Here is a 23,592-nt window from a genome sequence, read left to right on the forward strand (position 1 = left end):
CTGTGGCGTACGCCAGTAGTGTATTCACCTGAGATCGATGTGGGAGCGGGCTTGCTCGCGAAGACGGCCGACCAGACACCACCAATCTACAAACTGACCACCCTCCCCCAATCCCCGTATAATCGCCGTTTTTTCCCCGAAGGCACCCCGCTCGTGGCAGACAAACGGTACAGCTGCATTGGTTTGTATAACCCCAAATCACCGGAAAACGTCGGTTCGGTGATGCGCGCCGCTGGCTGTTATGGCGTGGCGTCCGTGTTCTATACCGGCAAGCGTTATGAACGCGCCGCCGACTTCGTCACCGACACCAAGCGCGTCCACTACGACATTCCGCTGATCGGCATCGACGACCTGAAAAAAATCCTGCCGCTGGGCTGTGTTCCAGTCGCTGTGGAACTGGTGGAAGGTGCCCGTTCGCTGCCGGAATACACCCATCCAGACCGCGCGCTATACATCTTCGGCCCGGAAGACGGCTCGCTGGATAAAGAGATTCGCGACTGGTGCGAAGACGTGGTCTACATCCCCACCACCGGTTGCATGAACCTGGCGGCCACCGTCAACGTCGTGCTCTATGACCGCATGTCCAAGGGGCTCAACACTCGTTCCGGGGCAAAGTTTCGCTGATTCAGCACATATCCGATGGAACAAGCCGCCCGCCTCGGCAGTCAGCTTAATTATCTATTCTTGAAGCAGTCATTCCAGCCAGGAGACAGATCATGAGCGAACTCAAACGCGTAGAACGCATCGAATCCACCCCGTTCCAGACTCACACGGAGCAGAACGTGCAGGGTTGGGAACGTATCGGTTCACTGGCCGGCGGCGTGGTGATGCTCGGCAAGGGCCTGCGTCGCGGTGGTGTGTTCGGGTTGATTCAAGTGGCGATCGGCGGTGTGGCCCTGGCGCGTGGTATTACCGGGCACAGTTCGGCGAAAAGCCTGCTGGAGAAAAGCCGTCAGGACATGAACAACGTGCGGGCGAAGATTCAGCGGGCGGGTGAAGAGCTGAACCGGTTGAAGGCGAATGCCGAAGCGGCGACCAATACCGCTACCGTGACCGGTAATGATTCGTTGAAGTCGCCTAAAACCGGGGTTTGATCCAGAAGATGTGGTGAGGCTTACGGCCTCTTCGCGGGCAAGCCCGCTCCCACAGGGTTATGCGGCGTATACAACATTTATGATCGCCGCCAATCACTGTGGGAGCGGGCTTGCTCCGGGCGGCGCTCCGACGATGGCGGTGTTACTGAAGTAACTCGGTATCGAGGACTTTGGAGGACTCGCCAATCACGCTTTCGGCCAGTTGAACAAACTCCTTGGTATCCACACTCTGCAAATGCATCGCCCCGCGCAACACATCATCCAGCGAACGCTTGTTGCGGGTCTTCAGGCGAATCTCGCGATCCAGTTCCTGCAATAACACGACCGCTTTCGACACCTGCGCCGGGCTGGCCTGATCACCACGCAAGGTCGTGACCTTCTGGCTGTCCTTGGCCAACTTCTTCTGCAAACTCTCATACCGCTCATCGCTCATGCCGCCGGCGCGGCGCACCAGTTCGATGGCGTAATACTCGGCAAAACCTTCGCTGATCCAGTCACTGCGCTGTTGGTCGTTGATCAGTCCGAACACCTGCGCCAATTCCCGCACCAGTGCACTGCTGCCGCTTTCGCTGACCAGCGGCAGACGCGTGTTCAGATAGATCGATTCGTGAGCGCCCAGACTGCCACGCCACATCGGGTCGTTGGCACCGACGATCAACAGTTTGACGGGATGACGGGGATACACCGCCTGCACTTGCGGCCAGACAAAAGTCAGCAGCGTCAGCACATCCATGCGGTGCATGCCCTGGCCCTGAGGCGAGGCGACGGTGACTTCGGTTTCCCCAAGCCGCGTGCGACGGCTACCGAGGTGGCCGGCGAGCATCCAGCCCGTGGGCCGGTCGAACAAGCGAGAAACGTTATCGACCCGGAATTTGTTCTTGCCGATTCGCGGCCAAGCCGTTTCAACGCTTTTCCAGCCGGTGGGCAATTCGAATTCAAGGCGTGAAACCAGCTCAATGCCATCCTGCTGATCGAGTTTGGCCGCCGGCACCAGATCGTCGCCGCGCATCAGCGCCCACGTTGGCGTCATGCGCGTATCGAAGCTGCCGCTCTTGCGCCCTTGGCTGATGCGTACGCGGTAGGTCAGGCTGGCCTTGTCGGCGGCCGGACGCCAGACACCACGGGCCTGCTTGCCCGGCGTGAACTGCCATTGGCCGTCGGCCTTGAAATCGCTGTATTGGCTACCGTCGCCCAGGTCAAAATCCAGGCTGCGTACTGCCGAACCCTGGGCCAGGGTCAGTCGCACTTCAGCCTGATCGCTTTGCGGCAACAGGCGCACGTGGTAATCCAGATCAACCTTCTTCACCGCCCACACGGGTGAACTCAGGGCCAAAAGCCCAAAGGCCAACGCCAGCCGCAATCCCACAGCCATACACACTCCTTGTGGCGAGCGAGCTTGCTCGCGCGAGGCTGCGTAGCAGCCCTGAATTCTAGTAATCACTACCCATTTTGTGAGTGGTAATTAACCCGCCCGAAAAATCAGATGGTCTTCCCAATCGTCTTCGGCCACGCTGCCTTCGGCGAGCATGCGCCCGGACTGGGAAATTCGCGCGTGATGCACCGCATCGCGATCACCGCACACCAGGTGGTGCCAAAGCGGCAGGTCCTTGCCTTCGCTGACCAGTCGATAGCCGCAGGTCGGCGGCAACCATTTGAACTCGTCAGCCTTACCCGGCGTGAGCTGGATGCAGTCGGGGACGAAATCACGGCGGTTCGGGTAATCGGTGCACTGACAGGTTTTCAGGTCCAGCAGTTTGCAGGCGATACGCGTGTAGTAGACGCTGTTGTCGTCTTCATCTTCGAGCTTTTGCAGGCAGCACAGGCCACAGCCGTCGCACAGCGATTCCCATTCCTCTTGATCGAGTTGATCGAGGGTTTTGCGTATCCAGAACGGTTCGACTTTGGCGGCCATGGCTCAAGCATCAACATCAGGTGGTGAAAAGGCCGCCAGTCTAGTGCCAAGGCCCTTGTGGGCCAAGCGTTGGCGACTGCCGGTAGAAGGAGCTTGTCAGTTATTGCGCCGCCCAGTAGGGTTTTGCGTCGCCCCTTTCTTTCAAACGTAGCAAGGAATCACTTGATGAGCGCTAATCCACGCGTTGCCGACTATGCCATCCACCCTCAGTTCACAGACCGCTGGTCGCCCCGCGCCTTTACCGGCGAAAGCATCCCGGAAGAAACGCTGCTGAGCTTCTTCGAAGCCGCGCGCTGGGCGCCATCGGCGTACAACTCGCAGCCTTGGCGGTTTCTGTATGCGCGTCGCGACACGCCGAACTGGGAGCGTTTCCTGGGCCTGCTGAATGAGTTCAACCGCGGCTGGGCGCAGCACGCCTCGGCACTGGTGATCGTGATCTCGAAAACCACCTTCGCGGTACCTGGCGCCACCGAAGAAACCCCGGCCTTGTGGCACACCTTCGACACCGGTTCCGCTTGGGGCCATCTGGCGCTGCAAGCGAGCATCAGCGGCTGGCACACCCACGGCATGGCCGGTTTCGACCAGGACCTGACGCGCAAGGAGCTGAACATTCCTGAGGGTTATGCGCTGCACGCAGCGGTAGCGGTGGGCAAACTGGGCGACAAGGCGACACTGGCGGAGTACCTGCAAGCGCGTGAAGAGCCAAGCCCACGTCGTCCGCTGAGCGAGTTGGCCGCCGAAGGCGACTTCACCCTCTAAGCCACACCGAAGATCTACTGTAGGAGCCGAGCTTGCTCGCGATGAGGCCATCACATTCAACATCATCGTTGACTGTGAGATCGCCATCGCGAGCAAGCTCGGCTCCTACAGGTTCATAGGGTGAATTCAATACCCGCGATTGAAATCCACTTCCCCGCGCAACGCCTCACCCGCCTGATACGCCCGCAGGTTCTCGACAAACAGGTTCACCATCATCGATGGCGAGGTCGGTGCCGAGCTGTGGCCGGTCAGCAGCAGGCCCCAGGCGGTCCAGAACGGATGACGTTGCGGTAGCGGCTCCTGACGGCAGACGTCAATCACGGCACCGGCCAGATGCCCTTCTTTCAAGGCCTCCACCAGGTCCGCATCGACCACCGCCACGCCACGCCCGACGTTGATGAACAACCCGGTCGGCTTGAACTGCTTGAACAGCGCCGCGTCATACAGGTCGTGGGTGTTGGGTGTATTGGGCAGCAGATTGATCACGTAATCCACTTCACCCACCAGACGCGGCAGATCAGCCAATGCCCCGACTTCGATAAACGGCGCCTGCTCGCGGGCTTCGCTGGCGATGCCGTACAACTCGACGCCAAACGGCAGAAGAAACTGCGCCACGGTCTGGCCGATATCACCGGTACCAACGATCAACACTTTGCGGCCAGCCAGGCTTTGGCCCTGGCGACTGTCCCACTTGCGCTCGACCTGGCTGACCAGCCGCGGCAGCACTTCGCGCTCGTGGCCGAGCATGTAGGTCAGCACGTATTCGGCCATGACCTGACCAAAAATCCCCACCGCCCGAGTCAGGCGATAGTGACGTGGCAAGCCGTCGGCCAGCAGCGGCGTAATGCCCGCCCAGGTCGATTGCAGCCATTGTGGCTCGTGGCCCTGACGCAGCAAGGTCGCCAGCAAGTCCGGCTGACCGAGCCAGATCGGACAATCAGCGGCCTGGCTGGCCAGTTCGGCGGAGTCGCCGCTGGTCAGCACTTCCAGGTCGGGCGCTGCTTGACGCAACAGCTGGGCGTACACAGGGTGGTCGTGTTCAGCAATCAGAACGCGCATGGTTCAAACCTTTCAAAAACAGAGCAGTCGGCCGCCAATGGAGTAACGCTCCATCGGCCTGGCCATCGCCAAAATCATTCCAGTGTTTCATAAAGGCTCTGAACAGAGCCTGTCTGCCGGTCACATCGGGTCGTTGCGGCGCAGCAATTCTTCCGGCAAGTGTTCGATGTATTCGTCTTCGGCCGGCGGCATTTGCAAGTGGTAACCCTGCTTCTCAAGGTTTTCCAGTACCACGGTGATGTCCTCGCGCGACAGTTTGCGCTCCGGGGTCAGCACCAGGTCGAAGGCGTGATGCGGTTTGCCGAAGGCGGCCATCAGACTTTCCGGGACGCGCTCCAGTGCATCGCTTTTGAGCACATAGAGGTACATCTCGTTTTTCTTCAAGCTTCGATAAATGGAACAAATACGCTTCAAGGCTGTTCTCCGGCGGTGGCCAGGCTGTCGAGCAGCGCCTGGCCCATCAATTCGCGGCGCCAGCCACGCAGCGAATCAGGCAATTGGTAGGGGCCGTTGGGGTAGCCGCTCTTGAGCAGCGCTTCCAGGGTTTTCTTGCGCAGCATCAGCTCCGGCGCAATGTTCAGGCGCTCGGCTTCGGCCTGGCCGATCGCACGCAGCTGTTTGACCAGTGCGGCGGCGTCCACCGGCAAAGGCTCCGGCACTGCTGGCGGCCATTGATCTGGCGACACACTGCCAGAGCGTTTGATCAGATCAAGCAGAAACTCGCCGTCCTGACGCACGGTGCGCGGGTGCATGTCTTCGATTTTCGCCAACGCGCCAAGGTTGTCCGGCTGAGTCCGCGCCAGCGGCCACAGGGAATGCTCCCGCACGATGCGGTTGCGCGGCAGATCACGGGCGCGGGCTTCGCGCTCGCGCCAGGCACACAGTTCACGCAATACGGCGAGCTGGGCGCGGGAAAGCTTCCAGGCCAGCTTGGCTTCGCGATAGACCTCATACGGATCAACTTCACGGCGCAGGTTGGCCACCAGCTCGGCGCCGTCTTCCAGGACCCAGGCGTACTTGTCGTCAGACAGTTTCGGACGCAGCTGCACAAAAACTTCCGCCAAGTGCAAGGCATCTTCGGCGGCGTAGCTGATTTGGGTGTCGGAAAGTGGACGTTGTAGCCAGTCGGAACGGGTCTCGCCCTTGGGCAGGTCGATGCCGAGCACTTCCTGCACCAGCCGCGAATAGCCCATGGAAAAACCGAGGTTCAGGTAAGCGGCGGCCAACTGGGTGTCGAACAGCGGCACTGGCAGGCTGCCGGTCAGGCGCAGCAGGACTTCGAGGTCTTCGCTGCACGCATGGACGACTTTGACCACGGCCGGGTTTTCCAGCAACGCGGCCAGCGGCTGCCAGTTGTCGATGCTCAGCGGGTCAATCAGGTAAGCGCGTACGCCATCGCCGATCTGCAGCAGGCCTGCAATCGGATAAAAGGTGTCGACCCGCATGAATTCGGTGTCGAGGGCAACGAATGGCAGCTGCTGCCACTCAGCGCAAAACTGACCGAGGCTATCGTTGTCGCGAATCCAGTGAATATCGATGGCCACACGGCTCTCCCTTGAAGAATGGCGCGCAGTATATATCGCCCCCGGCGATTTCCTCGCATCCACTGAACAAGAGCTTTAGCGAAAATGCCTGCCGAACAGCAAGAAATGTCTGATAAGCGGAGACTAGCCGGCCTTACGCAGTACGTAGACGCGCATCCGCGCACAGCCGGGCAGGAAGTCCTGATGACTGAGCAAGCGCAAACCTGCGCGCTTGAACTCGGCTTCCACCTCGGCCTTGCTGACCAACGGTCGGACCGGAACGCCCTGTACATCTATGCGCCGGCCTTTGAAATGAGCATCGACCCGTACCGCCACAATCACCGTATCGCGACTGACCCGATGGAATTCCTTAAGCATGGCCAAACGATGCTCAGGGCAGGCGATGTGTTGAAACAGTTGCATGCAAAAAATGCAGTCAACCGCATTCGCCGACAAGCCAATGGTGAACGCTGAACTCTGAAAGGTCTTGACCCGTTCCAGCAAGTTCTGCGGATGGTGGGTGCGGGCATGATCGAGTATGTCCTGCGACGGGTCGGCCGCGAGAATCACCCGGTTTGCATGCTCAGCCAGTACCGGCCAGTAGCGCCCGACACCGCAGGCCAAATCAAGCACCAACCCCGGTTCGCCGGCAGCCTTGAGCGCATTGCGCACCAGTTGCTCGTCACGCCAGAACGTCAACCGCCCGGCCAGGCCACGGGGTCGCGGCTGAAGACAGACGCGGGCGTGCTCCTGATCGTAGCGCCGGGCGATCTCAAGCTCGATGGCGGATGGGGATTGAGCAGACATGTGCAATGGTTCTCGGGGGAAAAACGCTAACCGGCCGCAGGTTAGCGACCGGTGCGTGGAAAAAAGGTTGAAGCACTCACTCTTTGGCCAACACACCGTCGGTCACCGCACCGCGACACCCGGCAAACATATCCAGGTCCTGGTTGTAGACCTTGCTCTTGACCTCCAGCAAACCGAGCATCGAATGGAACAGGTTGTCCTGGCTCAAGGGTTTTTCGCGGCTCTGTTGCAGGCAATTAGCGTCCACCGAGTACGACTTTTGATAGCTGTCGGAAAACCAGGCCAGCATCGCGACATGTTTTTGTTGTTCCGGCGCCAGCATGTAAGGCGTGCCATGCAGGAACAAGTTGTACTCACCCAGGGATTCGCCGTGGTCCGACAGATAGAGCATCGCGGTGTCGACTTTACCCTGATTGCTACGCAACAAATCGATCAGGGTGGACAGCACGTGGTCGGTATACACCAGGGTGTTGTCGTAGCCATTGACGATACTTTCGCGGCTGCAATTGTTCAGGGCGTTACTTTCACAGACCGGGGTGAAGCGCTCGTATTCTTTCGGGTAGCGCTTGAAGTATTCCGGACCGTGACTGCCCATCTGGTGCAACACCAGTACCGTGTCTTTATTCAGGGTATCGATGAAGTGCTGCAAACCCTGCAGCAGGATTTCATCGCGGCATTCGCTATTGGCGCACAGTACCGGGTCTTTCAGGTTACTGACGTCGTCGAGGGTGACCCGATCGCACGTGCCTTTGCAGCCCGATTGGTTATCGCGCCAGATCACATCGAGACCCGCGCGCTTGAGCACGTCCAGCAGGCCTTCCTGGTTTTTTGCCTTGCTGGCGTTGTAATTCTTGCGGCCCATGTCGGAGAACATGCACGGCACCGACACCGCTGTTTCCGTCCCGCAGGAATGAACATCGGTAAAAGCGATCAAGCCAGCTTCTTTACTCAGTTTGGGCGTGGTGTCACGGTCATACCCCAGGATGCCGAAGTTCTCGGCCCGGGCACTTTCGCCCACCACCAGTACGGTCAGTGATTTGCGGCCGTGGGTTCGCAAGGCGGGATTTCGCTGGGCATCTTCGCCCAGCGTGACGAAGGGTTGCCGCGCAGAGACGACCTGCTCACGCAGATAGCCGGCCGAGGCACCGATGTAGTTGCTCGGCACCACCATCAGGCGCAACTCATGGTGATTGCGAAACAATGAGGACAAGCCTTGATAGTTAACCAGTGCGACCCCCCCGATCACAGCAACCGATGCGACACTCACGAGAATTTTACTGAGTAGCTCACGGTGCCAGCGACGGTAACTAACCGGCGTCTTCCATAACAAAAAGGACGGCAAAACACCGAGCAAAACAATATAAACAAGCAACTTGATCGAGAGTAAGTCACGCACTTCCGTCGCATTGGTTTGCGCAAAGTTACGCAACATCCCGGTGTCAATCAAAACACCGTATTGGGCCATGAAATACGCCACCCCGGCGCTGATCATAAAGATCAGGGTCAAGACCGGTTTGAGCACAGGCCGGAACGCCAGTAGGGTCAGCACAATGTTGAAGGCAGCCAGAATCATCAAGCCGAACGCCACGCGCATGACGATGCCTTGGCCGTCAGATGACGTGATCTCAAACAGGTGTTGCCAGAGAACAAGGTTGCAGCCCGTTAATAGGAAGGCACTGGCAATCAGTGTTACCCACTCGGGCCGCACGGCTTTAATCTTCAACATTATGATCGGTTGTTCCTGAAAAGAAGCGCCTTCGGCAAATGTGAAAATTTCATTTACCGTGACAGCACTAATTTTAGTCAGCCAACCATCAATATTTTGTGAAAAAGAAGCCAACGATTGGTTGGCTCATGGCGTTGGGCCAAAATCTCTAACTTATTTGAGAACGATTCAGGTTCTGTTCAGGCTTGATGCAAATACCAGCGCCAATCCTGCTCGCCGACCTCGCCCATGAACTGTCGATACTCGGCTCGTTTTACCGCCAGGTATACACCGAGGAATTCACTGCCGAACGCTTCCCGTGCCCAGCTCGAACCTTCCAGCGCTCGTAACGTGGTCAACCAGTCAGTCGGCAACAGTTCCGTGGCCTGGGCGTACCCATTGCCCTCCACCGGCGCGCCAGGATCGAGTTGTTCGCGAATACCGCGATGGATCCCGGCCAGAATCGCCGCGGCCGCCAGATACGGGTTGGCGTCGGCGCCACAGATGCGGTGTTCGATATGCCGGGAAAACGCCGGCCCGCCGGGCACGCGCAAACTCACGGTGCGATTGTCCACGCCCCACGTAGGTGCCAGCGGCGCATAGCTGTTGGTTTGAAAGCGACGGTAAGAGTTGGCGTTCGGACAGAACAGCAGCAACGAATCGAGCAAGGTGCTGAGCATCCCGCCGACCGCCTGTTTGAGCAGCGGCGTGCCGTCCGCAGCTTCGCTGGCGAACAGGTTGTTGCCCTCCTTGTCCGCCAGGCTGACGTGCATGTGCATGCCAGTGCCCGCCAGGTCATCGAACGGTTTGGCCATGAAGCACGCCGTCATCCCGTGCTTGTGCGCCACGCCTTTGACCAGTCGCTTGTAGCGCACCGCTTCGTCCATCGCCTGCAAGGCATCGGTGCGGTGTTCGAGGGTGATTTCCACTTGCCCCGGCGCGTATTCGGAAATCGCCGTGCGCGCCGGAATGCCCTGCAGTTTGCAGGCGCTGTAGAGATCGGCCAGAAACGGCTCGATCTGTTCCAGTTCACGCAATCCGTAGACTTGAGTCCCTCGCGGCCGTCCGCCATCGACATCCCGCGCCGGTTGCGGTCGACCGTTGCTGTCGCGCTGCTGATCCAGCAGGTAGAACTCCAGCTCTGCCGCCATCACCGGGTAATAACCGTCGGCCTGCAAGCCTTCGATAACTTTCGCCAGCAGATGCCGTGGATCGGCAATCGTCGCGGGCATGCCCTCCTTCGGGTGCATGCTGACCTGCACCGCCGCCGTAGGAATCAGCCGCCACGGCATGCGCGTCAAACTGCCGCTGATCGGGTACGCCCGGCAGTCGATATCGCCAACGTCCCAGACCAGGCCGGAGTTTTCCACGTCATCGCCGTTGATGGTCAGGCCAAGAATGGTGCTCGGCAAGGGCCGCCCGCTTTCGTACACCGCCAGCAGTTCATCGCGGTGCAGCAACTTGCCCCGCGGTACACCGTTGTTGTCGAGGATGAACAACTCGAACATCTCGATATCCGGGTTCTGTTCCAGAAAGGTCAGGGCTTCTTGCTTGGAGGCGAAAGATGTCGTGGCAACACTCATGGGAATTCTCTTATTTCCGCGTCAGGCAAACGCACAGGCGTCGCCGCTTTGATCCCGGCGCATAGCGCGGGACCTGTAAGAACAATCAACGGGAAATGCAGGAATCCGGTGGGCGCGCGTGACGGCAGTGCCACAGCGCCCAAAAGGCTAATTCGCAGGGAAGTGCGACGGGACAACCGTCCATAGAAAAAACCACAGGAAACAGATGAGCTGCAGCGTCACACGGGTAGATAAGCCGTTAAATCGGGATTTGAAGAACTTTGGTTGCGATACGACTAAACAATCAACCTCCAAAACACCACTATCCAATGTGGGAGCGGCGGTTCGACGATTCGACGATTCGACTTGCTCGCGAAAGCGGCGTGTCAGCCACATGAGTAGCGACTGACACACCGCTTTCGCGAGCAAGCCCGCTCCCACAGGGTTCAATGTCGCGGCAGAAGTATTTAATTTCTAAATACTGCTCCGGACTTTCTGATTTGCGGCCCGCAGGCCTCGCGCGCCTAATCGGCTCCTTGTCATTCAAGGTCCGATAGATGGAAAACGTTCGCGTAATCTCCCGCCCCGCCCTCTGGCTGATGTTCAGCATCATTCTTGTCGCCCTGAACCTGCGACCGTCCATGGCCGCCGTCGGTCCTTTGCTGTCGGCGATTCGCGGCGACATTGCACTGAGTTTCAGCCTGGCCTCGTTGTTGACCATGCTGCCAGTGATGGCAATGGGGCTGGCGATGTTCTTTGGGCTGGGCGTCAGCCAACGAATCGGCGAACAACGCACCGTGGTGCTCTCGCTGCTGATCATCGGCGTGGCCACGGTATCGCGGTTATTCCTCGATTCGGCGGCCGAACTGATCCTCAGCGCCGTGCTGGCGGGTATCGGTATCGCGCTGATCCAGGCGTTGATGCCGGCGCTGATCAAATCCCGCTTCAGCGACAACGTTGCCGTCTGCATGGGGCTCTACGTCACGTCGATCATGGGCGGCGCAGCGATTGCGGCGTCGTTTGCGCCGCTGGTGATGATCCGCACTGGCAGCTGGCGCGTAGGCCTGGCGATCTGGGCGGCACTGGCGCTGGTAGCGCTGCTGTTGTGGTGCGTGCAACGTGAAAGGCTGCCGGCGCAGACTGCTCAGGCGCAGCGCAATGGCTCCTTCTTCGGCAATTCCCGCGCCTGGCTGCTCGCAATCTTCTTCGGCCTGGGCACGGCGTCCTACACCTGTGTATTGGCCTGGCTGGCGCCGTACTACGTGGAAAAGGGTTGGAGCGAACAAAACGCCGGGTTGCTGCTGGGTTTCCTGACCGCCATGGAAGTGTTGTCCGGCCTGCTGACACCGGCCATCGCCAACCGCAGCCGTGACCGGCGCGTGGTGCTGGTGGTGTTGCTGGCGCTGATCATGGCCGGTTTCTGCGGGCTTGTTCTCAGTCCGCAACACCTGGCTCTGTTATGGCCATGTCTGCTGGGGCTCGGCATCGGCGGACTGTTCCCGATGAGCCTGATTGTGTCCCTGGATCATCTGGACAATCCCCAGCGTGCCGGTGGCCTGACCGCGTTCGTGCAAGGCATCGGCTACCTGATCGCCGGTCTCTCGCCGCTGATTGCCGGGTTGATCCGCGATCAGCTCGGCAGCTTCGAATGGGCCTGGTGGTCACTGACCGGCGTCATGGCACTGATGATCCTGATGGTCTTGCGCTTCGATCCGCGGCATTACGCCCAACACATTCACTGACCCGGAAACCCCACCATGAAACACACCGGTTTCGCCGCCGCTCACGTCGGCATGTTGCTCTGGGCACTGTTGATCGCTGCATCGTTTTCTGCGGCAGCACAGGTCAGCCAAGCCATCGACCCGATCCTGCTGACCGGTTTGCGCCTGCTGTTCTGCGCCCTGGTATTTTTGCCGCTGCTGCTGTTCAAGGGCGATACCGCCATGACCGCCCGCGGACTGTTCGGCCATGCCGTGCTCGGCTTGCTGCTGGCGGTGTATTTCGGCTCGCTGTTCGAGGCACTGCGCTATACCTCGGCGGTCAACACCGGGACGATGTTCACCTTGGTGCCACTGCTGACATTGCTGTTCGAAGCCGTTTTGATGCCCGACAGCCACCTGAAACAACGGGTGCTGCCGATGCTGATTGCCGCTGCCGGGGCCGTGTTACTGGTTTTGAAAGGCGCAGGCCCTGGTGAGCTGCCTTCGCTGTATGCAGTGTCGGTGTATGGCATCGGTTGCCTGGCGATGGCGCTCTATTCGCCCCTGAGTCAACGGCTCAAGACTCGCAGCCTCAAGGGTCGCGGCCCGGTGGGCATGACGTTCTGGAACATGCTGTTCGGCGCGCTGTTTCTGCTGACATTCTGTGGGTTCAGCGGCGGCTGGCGATCGGCGTCATTGCTGACCGTGAGCGATTTCTGGTGGCTGATTTACCTGGCGGTGTTCGCCACGCTGGCGACCTTCTGGCTGCTGCATCGGGCCATCGGCGTTATCGCCCCCTCCTCGGTCATTTCCTACATTTACCTGAGCACACTGTTTCTTACATTGTTTCACTGGTTCTGGTTACGTCAGTCGCCACTGTCGCTGGAAATCATTGGCGCGCTGCTGGTCGGAGTCGGTATGTGGGCACTGCTGATGTCCAGTCGTCGAGGGGTGCCTGCAGCCGTTCAGGACTGAAGCCCTCTGGAATTGCCCCACAACTTTCCATGAAAACGCCTACAAGGCATTCTCCTGGCACCATCGTTCCGTTAGGATCACTCGCACACGTTTGCGCACAGTCAGCGCAAGGAGCACAGCGAGACGAACGGATGTTGAACAGTAACTTGCTTAGAAAGCTCGATATGCAGGACCTCATGGTGTTTATCGCCGTGTATGAGCAAAGCAGCGTCAGCGGTGTATCCGAGGCGCTCTGCGTCAGCCAGTCCACCGTGAGTTACTGCCTGAAAAAGCTGCGCACCAGTTTCGAAGACGAACTGTTCATCAATACCCGCGCGGGTATGCGCCCCACCTACAAAGCCAGCACCATGTACGCCCACGTGCTGAAGATCCTGGAAAGCATCAACCTGTGTCACGCCGGTGCGCCAGCATTCGACCCCACCCTGCAACCCGTCACCTTCAATATCTGCGCACCGGAATACTTCGAGCAGTTGATCCTGCCGCGCCTGTTGAAAAGCTTCGATTTCGCCGACCTTCCAGTCATGGTCAACATGCACAAGTTCGAAACCGACATCCCGGCCGACGAACTGCGCGACGGCAGCCTCGACCTGGTGATTTGCTTCGGCCCGAACTTTCATCGCAGTCACGGCGATTTCAAATCCCGGATGCTGCTGGAGGACGACCTGGTCTGTGTCTTCGATAAACGTGCCACACCGCCGGAGCCGCGTTTAAGCCTGCAAGCCTTTGTTGAACGCCGGCACGTATTCCCGACACCCTGGACCTCCACCACCAACATGGTCGACGGCTGGCTGGCGCAGCAGGCGCAAAAACGGCAGATCGTCGCGCGCTCCAACAGCTACAGCGCGGCACTGAAGATGATCACCGGCACCGACTTCATCCTGACCCTGCCTCGGCGTATCCAGCAATTGCTGGCCAACGATGCGATCTTCAATCATTGCGAAGCGCCCAACGGCTTGCCGGGTTTCAGCCTCGACATGCAGTGGAGCCAGAATGTCGATCAGGACAGCGCCAACACCTGGCTGCGCGAGCAAGTGGTCAAGGCCTGCACCGAGCAGGAAATGGCCTGAAACTCAGTGGCTGATGGCAATCTTGGTGTAGGACTCTCGATCGATGTCGAGGATTTCCACGGCCAGCTGGACTTCAATGTCCTTCGGCCATTCACACAGCTCCTGCACCACCGCCAGCAAACTTTCGGACAACTGCTGCTTGATCTGCGGCGAACGACCGCTCAACAGCGCCAGTTTTACATGCACAAAGGCTCGCTCGCCTGACACCGTGCCGACCTTGAACGTCTCAACCTTCACCGCTCGGCTCTTGATGTCGTATTCGGCAGCGAACTGACCGGAAGCCACCAACGTATTATTGAGCCGGATCAACGCCACGTCGGCATTGAGCTCGGGCAGGTTGGCGGTGTATTCCATGTGCAGGTGAGGCATGACTGAGCTCCTGAATTAATGGCGGGACGGAATCAAAGATGAAGACGGTTTTCCTAATGCTCCGTACTCTACTATCGTTTCCAGATCAGGTCTGAAATTAGAAGTGTGCCGTTAATTGATCATGACGCTGAAACAGCAAGCGTCCTCTCCCGCAGTGAGGAGGTAACCCGGAAAAGCCTGAATCAAGGATTGAACACTATGAATCGTCTATACGCCTCAATGGCCCTGTCTGTTATTTCTTTCTGCGCGCACGCTCTTGACCCTGACGAAGAAAGCCAGGAAGGAGCCCCTAGTGCAAACTTCGATTACCTCGCTTATGCCGTCACTTGGCAGCCGACATTTTGTCTGCTGAAGCCCGCCACAGCCGGATGTAACAAACCTAAAAACGTTTTTTACACGCACGGCATCTGGCCGTATTACAACAGCACCGCTCAATCGGCCAATCGCCACCCCTCTTCCTGCATCAAATCCGCAGGATGTAATCAGACTGAAGTCGCTTGCGAACTATCAACAACAGTCCAGGCGCAGGCCCAGGCCGACAATCGTTTTTCTGAAATTGTCACCGAGTCGCCTGAATACCTGATGAAACACGAATGGCAAAAACACGGCACCTGTTATGGCACCAGCCAACGGGAATACTTCGAAGATTTCGTGAGGTTGCGCGACGCCGTCCACTACAGTCCAGAGTTCAACCAATATCAGGGTAAATCCCTTGATCTGGAAAAGTTAAAAACGCTGTTCCCGTCCAACACCTCATTTCGTTGTGCGAGCTTAGGCGGCAAACAGTATCTATTCGAAGTATTTTTCCTGATCGATAGGCAGGGGCAGCCTTACACTCAGGACAACAAGCTGCAAATCGGAGAAAAGTGTCAGTTGCAGGAAACCCATATCCCGTCGGCTTGATCACTTGCCTCCCGATCCGAGCGAGTTCCGGCTCGCTCGTCACCTGCCCCGCCCGGCAAGATTCAGATCCGCGACCCAGGATGCTCACTCATGAACGCCTCCAGCCGCGACCTCAACCAGCGCTCGGCCGGGTCGGTATCGACATGGCTGAGCCAGACCATCGACAGATCCAGGGTCGGCGTCTTGAACGGAAACGGTTCCTTGAACAGCTGGCCGGACGCGGCCATCGCTTCGGCGGCGTAGTCCGGCAGGCTGGCGATCAGATCGGTCCCAGCAAGCAAGGCCGGCAACGAGCTGTATTGCGGCACGGAAAGGACGACTTGGCGCGTGCGACCAATCTCCGCCAGCCACTCATCGGCGTAACCACTGACATTGGCGGTGTGGGAAACCAGCACGTGCGGTCGTGCGCAATATTCATCGAGCGTCAACGGTGTGTCCGATGCGTCCGCGCGCAAAATGCTCGGCAGGATGTGCCGCAACAACTTGCGCTTGGCGTTGGCCGGCAGCCCGCGAGTCTGGCTGATACCAACGGTGATATCGCCGGACGCCAGCAAATCCGGAATCCGCCAGTAATCGACATGCTGCACCACGAACACCACCTTGGGTGCTTCCTGGCGCAAGGCACGCAGCAATGGCGGCAGCAGGCCAAACTCGACATCGTCCGACAGCCCGATACGAAAGGTCATGGTGCTGCTGGCGGGGTCGAAATCATGGGTCAGGCTCAATGCCACCGACAACGAATCCAACGCCGGCGACAGGTGCAGAATAATCTCCTCGGCCCGTGCCGTCGGCTCCATGCGATGGCCGACGCGAATGAACAGCGGGTCGTTGAACATCGTGCGCAAGCGATTGAGCGCCGAACTGATGGTCGGCTGGCCGAGAAACAACTTTTCAGCCACCCGGGTGACGTTGCGTTCGAGCATCAGCGTTTCAAACACCACCATCAGGTTGATGTCGGCCTTGCGTAGTTCGTTACGATTCATCCACTGACCCCGCTCCCAAATCTGATGACAGTTTAGGTAGCTGTCGCAATCGGCGTCTATGCGACTCAAGCAGTTTGTGTTTAATCCGCAATCCGGCAGCGGCACTCATAACCATGAGACCGCCCGTTGAAACGAAGCTGCTCTGGCTGAGCAGCTTCACCACCTGAAGCCTAGATTTCCTTGACCGGGGTCTGATCATGGGTCCCTTTGATCAAACTGATGGCATGCACACAATCAGACTTGTTGACGTAAGCCTCCCCACTGGCAATCGTTTCATGGTTACCCGCCCTCAAACGCCACCGCCATTGACCTTTGCCGGTCTGTGCGATGCCACGGGTTTGCCTGTAAATCTCGAAATACATTGCTCGCTCCTTGCGATTGCTGATGACCGCAGATCAGTGATCTGCGAAACGAGAGTAGATGAGGATTTTTTGCAGCAGGGTCTTTCAATGTCAGGGGATGTTTCGCAGATTCAGCCTTGATTGGCGGGACGACCAACAGATTCGGGGGGCGGTAAATTGGGTGACTGCGCTGAGTAACTTTTCCCTTGAAGAGGCATATTTTTCTTACGCTGCGATGCTATCTGGTCCGACGCAAAAACGCTGATTCAAGCCGTTGGTGATCGCCCGACAATACATGCCTTACAGACTGTTCAGTGATTTTTCTGCTGAGTTGAATCGTCAGCTGACAGGGTCAAAGGCTGTTCTTCCATCACCACGGCATCTTCCTCAAGGTCGGTTTGAGGTTGAGCCGCTACCGTGGTGGTGACTGGGACAGGATGGGGCAGGAAAACCCGCACAAGCCTTTCAATCAGTGAAAGGATTCCATAGGTGACGAAGCCAAAGATCAGTCCAACCACCAAAATGCTCAAAGGGTGCATCTGCGCTGCATCGGGGCTTTCCAACATGTAGCTGAAAGCCTGAACAGCAACAGCCAGGCATGCCGCAAATGCTGCCACCAGCTTCACAAACACCCAAATCCGTCGCCATCTGTTCATGCATTCCCCCGTCATCCGGTGATTTGCCCTGTATTGCATGATAGCTAATGACCAGGGTTACACCGTAAGCCAGAACGAACTGATGTGGGATCGGCGCAATCTGTTTGATCGAAATCACTCATCGATACAGCGTATCTTGGCGGAGGTAGCGGCAACGCGGCTGCGGGGGTGCGAGGCGCTAGATGCCTGTGCCAAACAAGGATTTCGAGGCTCATGATGAAAACCACCGACAAGTCAGATGGCACTTCGGTTACTGCGCCAATCAAGAAAACGTCAACCGGCAACGTTTGGCGCACCATGCCTGGCGGCATCTGGGCGCTGGGCTTCGTCTCGATGCTGATGGACATCTCCTCAGAGATGATCCATGCATTGTTGCCGCTCTACATGGTCACCGTACTGGGGACCTCTGTTTTGGCCGTGGGTCTCATCGAAGGCATAGCCGAGGCTACGGCCTCGATCACCAAGGTATTCTCCGGGGCACTCAGCGATCGATTGGGCAAGCGCAAACTGCTCGCGGCGTTGGGCTATGGGTTGGCGGCACTGTCCAAACCGATCTTTCCTTTGGCGGGCTCGCTGGACTGGCTGATCGGGGCTCGCTTTATCGACCGTATTGGCAAAGGTATTCGCGGCGCCCCGCGCGATGCGTTGGTGGCCGATATCACGCCGCCCGCGATACGGGGCGCAGCTTTCGGCCTGCGGCAAACGCTGGATACCGTTGGTGCATTCCTGGGGCCGTTGCTGGCGATCGGGTTGATGTGGCTAACCGCGAACCACTTCCAGACAGTGTTCTGGGTGGCCGTCATCCCGGCCTTCCTTGCCGTCGCGGTGCTGCTGGTGTTCGTTCATGAACCCAAAGCAGTGGAAGGGACGCACCGGGTGCGTGCGCCTTTGAGCCGGCGGGAATTAGCCCGACTGGGCGCTGGTTACTGGTGGGTGGTGGGTGTCGCTGCGGTGTTCACCCTGGCGCGTTTCAGCGAAGCCTTTCTGATACTGCGCGGCCAGGCCGTCGGGCTCGCGCCGATGTGGGCGCCAGCGGTGCTTGTCCTGATGGCGGTAGCGTACTCACTGTCAGCCTATCCCGCCGGGGCCTTGTCTGATCGTGTCAGCCGCGTGGCGGTACTCGGTGCAGGTCTGATATTGCTGATTGCTGCCGACCTGACGCTGGCGTTCGCGCCGGGTATCGGAGGCTTGGTCGTCGGCGTCGTTCTATGGGGGCTGCACATGGGGTTTACCCAAGGGATATTCGCCGCCCTGATCGCCGATTGCGCGCCGGCTGAACTGCGCGGGACGGCATTTGGCATGTTCAACCTGTTGACCGGGTTGGCCTTGCTGCTGGCCAGCGTCATCGCTGGAGCACTGTGGGACACGGTAGGCTTCCAAGGCACGTTCTTGATGGGTGGCGGCTTTGCTGCTCTGACGTTGCTGGGATTGTGGGTGATCCAGGCGAGAGTTCAGGTTCGATAGCAAAGAGCAATATCACCTGTGTTTCGCGAGTAAGTCGTACCGCTCGCCGGCGAAACAGTCGGCAAATTTGCCCTAAACGAAACGCCAGAAACGAAAAAGCCCCTGAAATCTTTAACAATTTCAGGGGCTTAGTCTTATTCAATAATGGCGGAGAGATAGGGATAATACGCCACCTTCTCTACAGCCCTTACACCCCAAGCCCTGCGAAGATCCCGCTTCATTTTGGTACAAAATACTGGTACAAAACAGTATCTCCACCGAAAAAGGCGTGCCCTAGCATGGCAGCGGACAATCTTATCCTCAAAGCGGGCACATGGCACGCCAGATTCGTCATCCCAGAGGACCTACGAGAATATTTCGGGAAGAGTCAGTTTTCCCAATCCTTGAAGACTGGCTCCAAAGCCGATGCTCAAAATCTCAAAATCCCTCACATCAAGCGGTGGAAAGCTGAGATAGAAACGAAGCGAAAATTGCTGCGTGACGAAAGCGGTGATTTAAAGCTGAATATGGATTTTGAAGAGGTTAAAGAAGTAGCCGTGTCGTACATGGCTACAAAGGCGGAAAAAGAAAAGGATTATTTAGCCAAACTGGTAAACGACCTGATCGGCAATGGCGCTGAATTTGGCGAAACCGAATTAGTAATGAAAAGGGATGAACAAAAAGAAAGGGTTATGCACCTTCATATTCAAGGCTATATTTCTGATCAGGAATATGAAGACCTTATAGAAGAGTTTGATGTCTGGTACGTCAAACACAGCATGATCATTGAAAAGGAAGGTAAGTTAGGATTTGAAACCATCGTCGCCGCAGTAAAGTACTTAAACAGATTAACCACTCAGCTTGATTTAAAAATGCTTATGGGAGAACTTTCCGAAACAGATGAGTTCACCATTACAGAGCGAAAAGATGTGGTGGAATCCGCTAAACATTATGAATCACACGCACCTGAAACGCCCTTCACCAAAGCAAACCTAGAAAAGTTTTCAGAGTATCAAAAGAAGATCCGGAAAGTCATTGACAAGACAGTAGACATGCAAGTTAGCCGCTTGGAGAAGATTAACGATTGGCTAAAAAAAGAAAAATTGCCATTGGAACATAAAAGCGTGCGTCTCTACCTTGAGTCGCAAACATCCCTTTCACCTAAAACAAAGAAACAATACGTTTTGGCAGGCAATACATTTTACAAATGGGCAATGAATAACCTTACACGTTTCGAAGCTAAATATCAGAATATGAAACCCCCATTTCAAAACCACGAATTCCCTACATCACGTAAAGGTAAAGCTCAAGTAGAAGCAGAGCGTAAAAATTACACGGTTAAACAAGCCGAAGAAATTTATGCCAAAGCTAAAGAAGTTAAAGGTAAAAACCGGCAACACTTGATGGATGCGATTCGCGTTGGTGCTTTCACAGGCATGAGAATTGAAGAAATATGCCAGCTAGAAATTCAACGAGATTTGGTGGATGACGAAGGTGTTTACTGTATTTCTTTGGATGATGGTAAAACCCGTTCCTCAATTCGTAAGGTGCCGATCCATCCTGATTTACTCCCAATCATTAAGCGTATGAAAGAAAACTCCAAGGATGGGTTCTTGGTGCCCTCCCCGGCTGGAAACAAGTATGGAATTAGGTCAGATTTTTTGAGCAAGGCTTTTGGGCGATTGAAAACTTCGATGGGTTTCAACGAACAGTACGTTTTTCACAGCTTTCGTGGCACGGTAATTACACAGCTCCAACGCGCTGGCGTTGCAGAATTGACCGTCAAATGTATTGTTGGGCATGAAACTGGTGAAGTGACATGGGACATCTACAGTGACGGTGCGTCTCCAGAACAGAAATTTGAGGCGATAAAAAAGTTGAAATATGAATTTGCTGACTAGGTAGAGTATCTTCTATTCATCACTACCCAAAACCCCGCTACCACTGGCTCCGTTCAGCCCACGTCTCAGTATCCAAAAAGACCGGGCTGAAGCGCCTTTTTTTTGTTTTTTGAAACCCTGCATCTACTCATCACACCCGGTAGGCAAATATCCCCGCGCAGCGGAATGCGTCAAATGCTAGATTCTCGAATCGCCCGAGGATCTCTACCAACATGCTCATGCAGTTCCTGACCAGCCTCTTGCCTTCCCTGACACCCGATAACACCAAGATCCATTTGGCACAGCACAACGGGATCGAACACCCAATGGACGTGTACCTGGCTGGTGACTTTGATGAGTGGCAGTCGTGGCAGTCAAGGAAGAATTTCGAGTGCCGATACGTCATCGGCCTTGTTGAGATCCCAGAGTCCAAGAAATGGCTCCTAGCTGGGATCTACGATTCGTTGAAGGTGAAGGAGGTACGCCAAGGCAAGGTCAATCGTGACTACGTTTACGAATACCGCCGTGTGCCAGAGTTCGAAGAGCTGGCGGGACGTTTGGTCTTGGAATACAAAAAACCAAGGGCCAACTACCTGTACCTCAAGACATGCATGCCCACGATGAAGCTGTCCGAAATCCTAGAAAGGAAAATGACCGTGGGGAGATTCCCCGGCTTTAAGGATGTAGACATTAGCTTCCAAGAATTGAAAATCATCGCCAGGGAAGGGATCGTGTCGTGGCAGACTGCTTTGAGCAGCGTTGCAGGCGTTTACCTGATATCCGACCGCACCGGGGGTGAACACCAGCTATATGTAGGCTCTGCCACGGGCACAGGTGGCTTGTGGGATCGTTGGGTGACTTACTCAAAGAATGGGCATGGCGGTAACACCCGAATACGTGACCTTCACCTGAAACGGGGTGAGTCGTTGTCTGAACATTTCAGGTTCAGCATCTTAGAAATTGCCGATAAGCACACTGGCGCAGACGAGATGAAGGATAAGGAAATTCACTGGAAAAAGAGACTATTGACTCGTGACAGTGGATTGAATGGCAACTGACTAGAATACAAAACCTTAAAAAATCATTCATTACTATTGTGAAAGCAATACTTATAAGGAAATATACATGGCAGTTAAAAGCAAGGTAATCCAGGCAGAACCTCAATTTCTTCTACGACCGGAAAACGCCGTCAAAAAATATGAAGCGCTTTTCCTTGAAATTGATTCTGGCCAAATTAAACTGCCGATGTTTCAACGTGAATTTGTTTGGGATAAAGAACAAAGTGCCAAATTAATCGACAGCATTCTCAAAGGCTATCCAATCGGCACGTTCATCTTATGGAAGACCAAGGATACCTTGCGGTCCGTAAAAGACATTGGCAATCATAAGTTACCAGACACGCCTAAAGGGGACTATGCGCAATACATACTGGACGGTCAGCAACGCATCACCTCCCTATATGCTATTCGCAAGGGCATTCGCATAACCAAAGACAAAAAGGAAATTGATTACAAAGATATTTATGTAAATCTTGATTACGATCCTTTGACCGACGAACAGATCGTAACGAGCCAGCAAGAGGAGGACAAAATTTATGTTTCTGTACATGACCTCCTAACCTCGGACGCATTAGACTTCATTGAAGATATCGGAAAAGAAAAAGCCAAGAAATTTCAAGAGTACAAAACTAATTTAACAACCTATGACTTTGCAACGATCACTATCAAAGACTATCCAATTGAAATTGCTTGTGACGTATTTGCCCGGATAAATACAGGCGGTAAACCGCTGACCTTATTTGAAATCATGGTAGCTATGACCTACGATGAAGCTAGGGGGTTTGACCTTGCTTTGAAGTATGAAGAGTTAATTTATGGTAGCGATGAGGTTTCAAAAAGTTTAGTCAGAGCAAAATTTGAAACGATTCCTGCAGCTACAGTGCTTCAGGCTGTCGCAGCCATTGCAGTAGGTAGTATCCGCGCTAAAGATATTTTAAAAATTGGACGTGAGAAGTTCATTACGAATTGGGACCCAATGGTTTCGTCAATGTTTTCTGCGGTTGATTTCATCAGAACAACTCTACACGTTCCAGTATCCCAACTTCTCCCCTATTCCTCATTACTAGTTCCGCTAACTTATTTCTTTTACAAAAATGACAACAAGCGTCCAACTGAAACACAGTCAAAGTTATTGAAGCAATTTTTCTATTGGGTCGGATTGAACTGGCGTTATAGTGGCTCAACCGAAACCAAAATAGCGGAAGACTTGAAAAAAATTGCTCAAATATTAAAGGAGCGCAAACCTAAATACCCAGGGGATGAGCTTACAGTATCTGCTGAAGACATTGCTGAAACCTGGTTCTCTGCGGGTAATTCGTACATTAAAACTATACTTTGTTTACTCGCCTCTCAAAAGCCTAAAAACCTTGACGATAACAGCGACGTGATATTGGATAACTCAAACCTGAAAATTGCGTCCAGCAGAAACTACCATCACTTTTTCCCCAAGGCTTTCGTTAATAAAAATTTCAAAGAGAGCGAACCAAATTTGGTTGCCAATATCACTCTGATTGATTCGGCTTCAAATAATAAGATTCGTGCAAAGGCACCAAGCTTGTATGTGGGAGAATTCGAAGGTACTAATTCAAAACTATCAGCAACATTGAAGTCGCACTTCATTGGTAGCCCAAAAACCTACGGCGTGCTTGATGATGACTATGACAAGTTTATTGACAAACGATCTGCCGCGATTGCTGCTGCTCTCAATGAAGCGCTAAATCCAGAGCTATAAAGCACATAAGGAAGCTGATGCTGGCAGTTGCAAACTGCAAGCACAGCTTCCTAATACCTTTTGG

23 protein-coding genes are annotated in these 23,592 nt (G+C 55.6%); 11 read left to right on the forward strand and 12 right to left on the reverse strand.

The features are described from left to right. The first annotated feature begins 153 nt into the window (after positions 1–153). Together KGB03_RS06490 and KGB03_RS06495 are read left to right on the forward strand one after the other, a co-directional pair. Positions 154–624 carry an RNA methyltransferase gene (locus KGB03_RS06490; protein ID WP_008153126.1) on the forward strand — a complete coding sequence of 157 codons (471 nt, stop codon included), beginning with the start codon at positions 154–156 and terminating at the stop codon, positions 622–624. A gap of 92 nt (positions 625–716) precedes the next feature. Beyond that, entirely contained in the window at positions 717–1,094 is a 378-nt protein-coding gene (locus tag KGB03_RS06495; RefSeq protein WP_192406642.1) for a DUF2892 domain-containing protein, read from the forward strand. 142 nt (positions 1,095–1,236) lie between these two features. Here the strand turns inward: KGB03_RS06495 and KGB03_RS06500 are convergent, their stop codons facing one another. Next, on the reverse strand, positions 1,237–2,466 hold the full coding sequence (locus KGB03_RS06500; RefSeq protein ID WP_218536408.1) for a hypothetical protein: 1,230 nt from the start codon (positions 2,464–2,466) through the stop codon (positions 1,237–1,239). 90 nt (positions 2,467–2,556) lie between these two features. Next, positions 2,557–3,006 (reverse strand): YcgN family cysteine cluster protein, encoded by a 450-nt coding sequence (locus KGB03_RS06505; RefSeq protein ID WP_223526601.1) that lies wholly within the window; start codon positions 3,004–3,006, stop codon positions 2,557–2,559. A gap of 165 nt (positions 3,007–3,171) precedes the next feature. Here KGB03_RS06505 and KGB03_RS06510 point away from each other — a divergent pair, with 165 nt between their 5' ends. After that, positions 3,172–3,765, forward strand: coding sequence for a nitroreductase family protein (locus KGB03_RS06510; RefSeq protein WP_008153118.1), 594 nt, complete (start codon positions 3,172–3,174; stop codon positions 3,763–3,765). 126 nt (positions 3,766–3,891) lie between these two features. On the opposite strand, the gene KGB03_RS06515 is transcribed toward KGB03_RS06510, so the two are convergent. The 6 genes from KGB03_RS06515 to KGB03_RS06540 all read right to left on the reverse strand — a co-directional run bounded on the left by KGB03_RS06515 (position 3,892) and on the right by KGB03_RS06540 (position 10,442). After that, complete coding sequence (locus tag KGB03_RS06515) at positions 3,892–4,824, reverse strand: D-2-hydroxyacid dehydrogenase (protein WP_223526602.1); 933 nt, start codon at positions 4,822–4,824, stop codon at positions 3,892–3,894. A gap of 120 nt (positions 4,825–4,944) precedes the next feature. Continuing rightward, positions 4,945–5,238, reverse strand: a complete 294-nt coding sequence (locus KGB03_RS06520) for a YcgL domain-containing protein (RefSeq protein ID WP_007898694.1) — start codon at positions 5,236–5,238, stop codon at positions 4,945–4,947. Then, positions 5,235–6,368 (reverse strand): ribonuclease D, encoded by a 1,134-nt coding sequence (gene rnd / locus KGB03_RS06525; RefSeq protein ID WP_192406639.1) that lies wholly within the window; start codon positions 6,366–6,368, stop codon positions 5,235–5,237. The genes KGB03_RS06520 and rnd overlap by 4 nt, the downstream gene beginning before the upstream one ends. Positions 6,369–6,491: 123 nt before the next feature. Then, on the reverse strand, positions 6,492–7,154 hold the full coding sequence (locus tag KGB03_RS06530; RefSeq protein ID WP_111450815.1) for a class I SAM-dependent methyltransferase: 663 nt from the start codon (positions 7,152–7,154) through the stop codon (positions 6,492–6,494). Between the two features lie 76 nt (positions 7,155–7,230). Beyond that, positions 7,231–8,880 (reverse strand): phosphoethanolamine transferase, encoded by a 1,650-nt coding sequence (locus tag KGB03_RS06535; RefSeq protein WP_223526603.1) that lies wholly within the window; start codon positions 8,878–8,880, stop codon positions 7,231–7,233. A gap of 179 nt (positions 8,881–9,059) precedes the next feature. After that, positions 9,060–10,442, reverse strand: a complete 1,383-nt coding sequence (locus KGB03_RS06540; protein WP_008153110.1) for a glutamine synthetase family protein — start codon at positions 10,440–10,442, stop codon at positions 9,060–9,062. 536 nt (positions 10,443–10,978) lie between these two features. Here KGB03_RS06540 and KGB03_RS06545 point away from each other — a divergent pair. The 3 genes from KGB03_RS06545 to KGB03_RS06555 all read left to right on the forward strand — a co-directional run bounded on the left by KGB03_RS06545 (position 10,979) and on the right by KGB03_RS06555 (position 14,163). Then, positions 10,979–12,163 carry a cyanate transporter gene (locus tag KGB03_RS06545; RefSeq protein WP_223526604.1) on the forward strand — a complete coding sequence of 395 codons (1,185 nt, stop codon included), beginning with the start codon at positions 10,979–10,981 and terminating at the stop codon, positions 12,161–12,163. A gap of 15 nt (positions 12,164–12,178) precedes the next feature. Beyond that, on the forward strand, positions 12,179–13,096 hold the full coding sequence (locus KGB03_RS06550; protein WP_223526605.1) for a DMT family transporter: 918 nt from the start codon (positions 12,179–12,181) through the stop codon (positions 13,094–13,096). Positions 13,097–13,227: 131 nt separating this feature from the next. Continuing rightward, a complete protein-coding gene (locus tag KGB03_RS06555) occupies positions 13,228–14,163 on the forward strand; it encodes a LysR family transcriptional regulator (protein ID WP_223526606.1) in 936 nt (311 codons plus the stop codon). Between the two features lie 3 nt (positions 14,164–14,166). Here KGB03_RS06555 and KGB03_RS06560 read toward each other — a convergent pair whose 3' ends face one another. Continuing rightward, a complete protein-coding gene (locus KGB03_RS06560) occupies positions 14,167–14,532 on the reverse strand; it encodes a 5-carboxymethyl-2-hydroxymuconate Delta-isomerase (protein WP_192406631.1) in 366 nt (121 codons plus the stop codon). Between the two features lie 198 nt (positions 14,533–14,730). Between KGB03_RS06560 and KGB03_RS06565 the strand changes: the two genes are divergently transcribed. Continuing rightward, positions 14,731–15,435, forward strand: a complete 705-nt coding sequence (locus KGB03_RS06565) for a ribonuclease T2 family protein (RefSeq protein WP_223526607.1) — start codon at positions 14,731–14,733, stop codon at positions 15,433–15,435. Between the two features lie 62 nt (positions 15,436–15,497). Here the strand turns inward: KGB03_RS06565 and KGB03_RS06570 are convergent, their stop codons facing one another. The 3 genes from KGB03_RS06570 to KGB03_RS06580 form a co-directional block, all read right to left on the reverse strand. Beyond that, a complete protein-coding gene (locus KGB03_RS06570; RefSeq protein WP_218536400.1) occupies positions 15,498–16,418 on the reverse strand; it encodes a LysR family transcriptional regulator in 921 nt (306 codons plus the stop codon). Positions 16,419–16,588: 170 nt separating this feature from the next. Beyond that, on the reverse strand, positions 16,589–16,780 hold the full coding sequence (locus KGB03_RS06575) for a YegP family protein (protein WP_008074435.1): 192 nt from the start codon (positions 16,778–16,780) through the stop codon (positions 16,589–16,591). A 290-nt stretch (positions 16,781–17,070) separates the two neighbouring features. Then, on the reverse strand, positions 17,071–17,415 hold the full coding sequence (locus KGB03_RS06580) for a hypothetical protein (RefSeq protein WP_218536399.1): 345 nt from the start codon (positions 17,413–17,415) through the stop codon (positions 17,071–17,073). Between the two features lie 297 nt (positions 17,416–17,712). On the opposite strand from KGB03_RS06580, the gene KGB03_RS06585 reads away from it, so the two are divergent. The 4 genes from KGB03_RS06585 (at position 17,713) to KGB03_RS06600 (ending at position 23,528) form a co-directional block, all read left to right on the forward strand. Beyond that, entirely contained in the window at positions 17,713–18,879 is a 1,167-nt protein-coding gene (locus KGB03_RS06585; RefSeq protein WP_218536531.1) for an MFS transporter, read from the forward strand. 278 nt (positions 18,880–19,157) lie between these two features. Further along, positions 19,158–20,759, forward strand: coding sequence for a tyrosine-type recombinase/integrase (locus KGB03_RS06590; RefSeq protein WP_223526608.1), 1,602 nt, complete (start codon positions 19,158–19,160; stop codon positions 20,757–20,759). 212 nt (positions 20,760–20,971) lie between these two features. After that, positions 20,972–21,796 (forward strand): GIY-YIG nuclease family protein, encoded by an 825-nt coding sequence (locus tag KGB03_RS06595; protein ID WP_223526609.1) that lies wholly within the window; start codon positions 20,972–20,974, stop codon positions 21,794–21,796. A 67-nt stretch (positions 21,797–21,863) separates the two neighbouring features. Next, a complete protein-coding gene (locus tag KGB03_RS06600; protein WP_044268121.1) occupies positions 21,864–23,528 on the forward strand; it encodes a DUF262 domain-containing protein in 1,665 nt (554 codons plus the stop codon). Positions 23,529–23,592: the final 64 nt, after the last annotated feature.

This window comes from Pseudomonas sp. BF-B-26 (assembly GCF_019956495.1).
Classification (GTDB): Bacteria; Pseudomonadota; Gammaproteobacteria; order Pseudomonadales; family Pseudomonadaceae; genus Aquipseudomonas.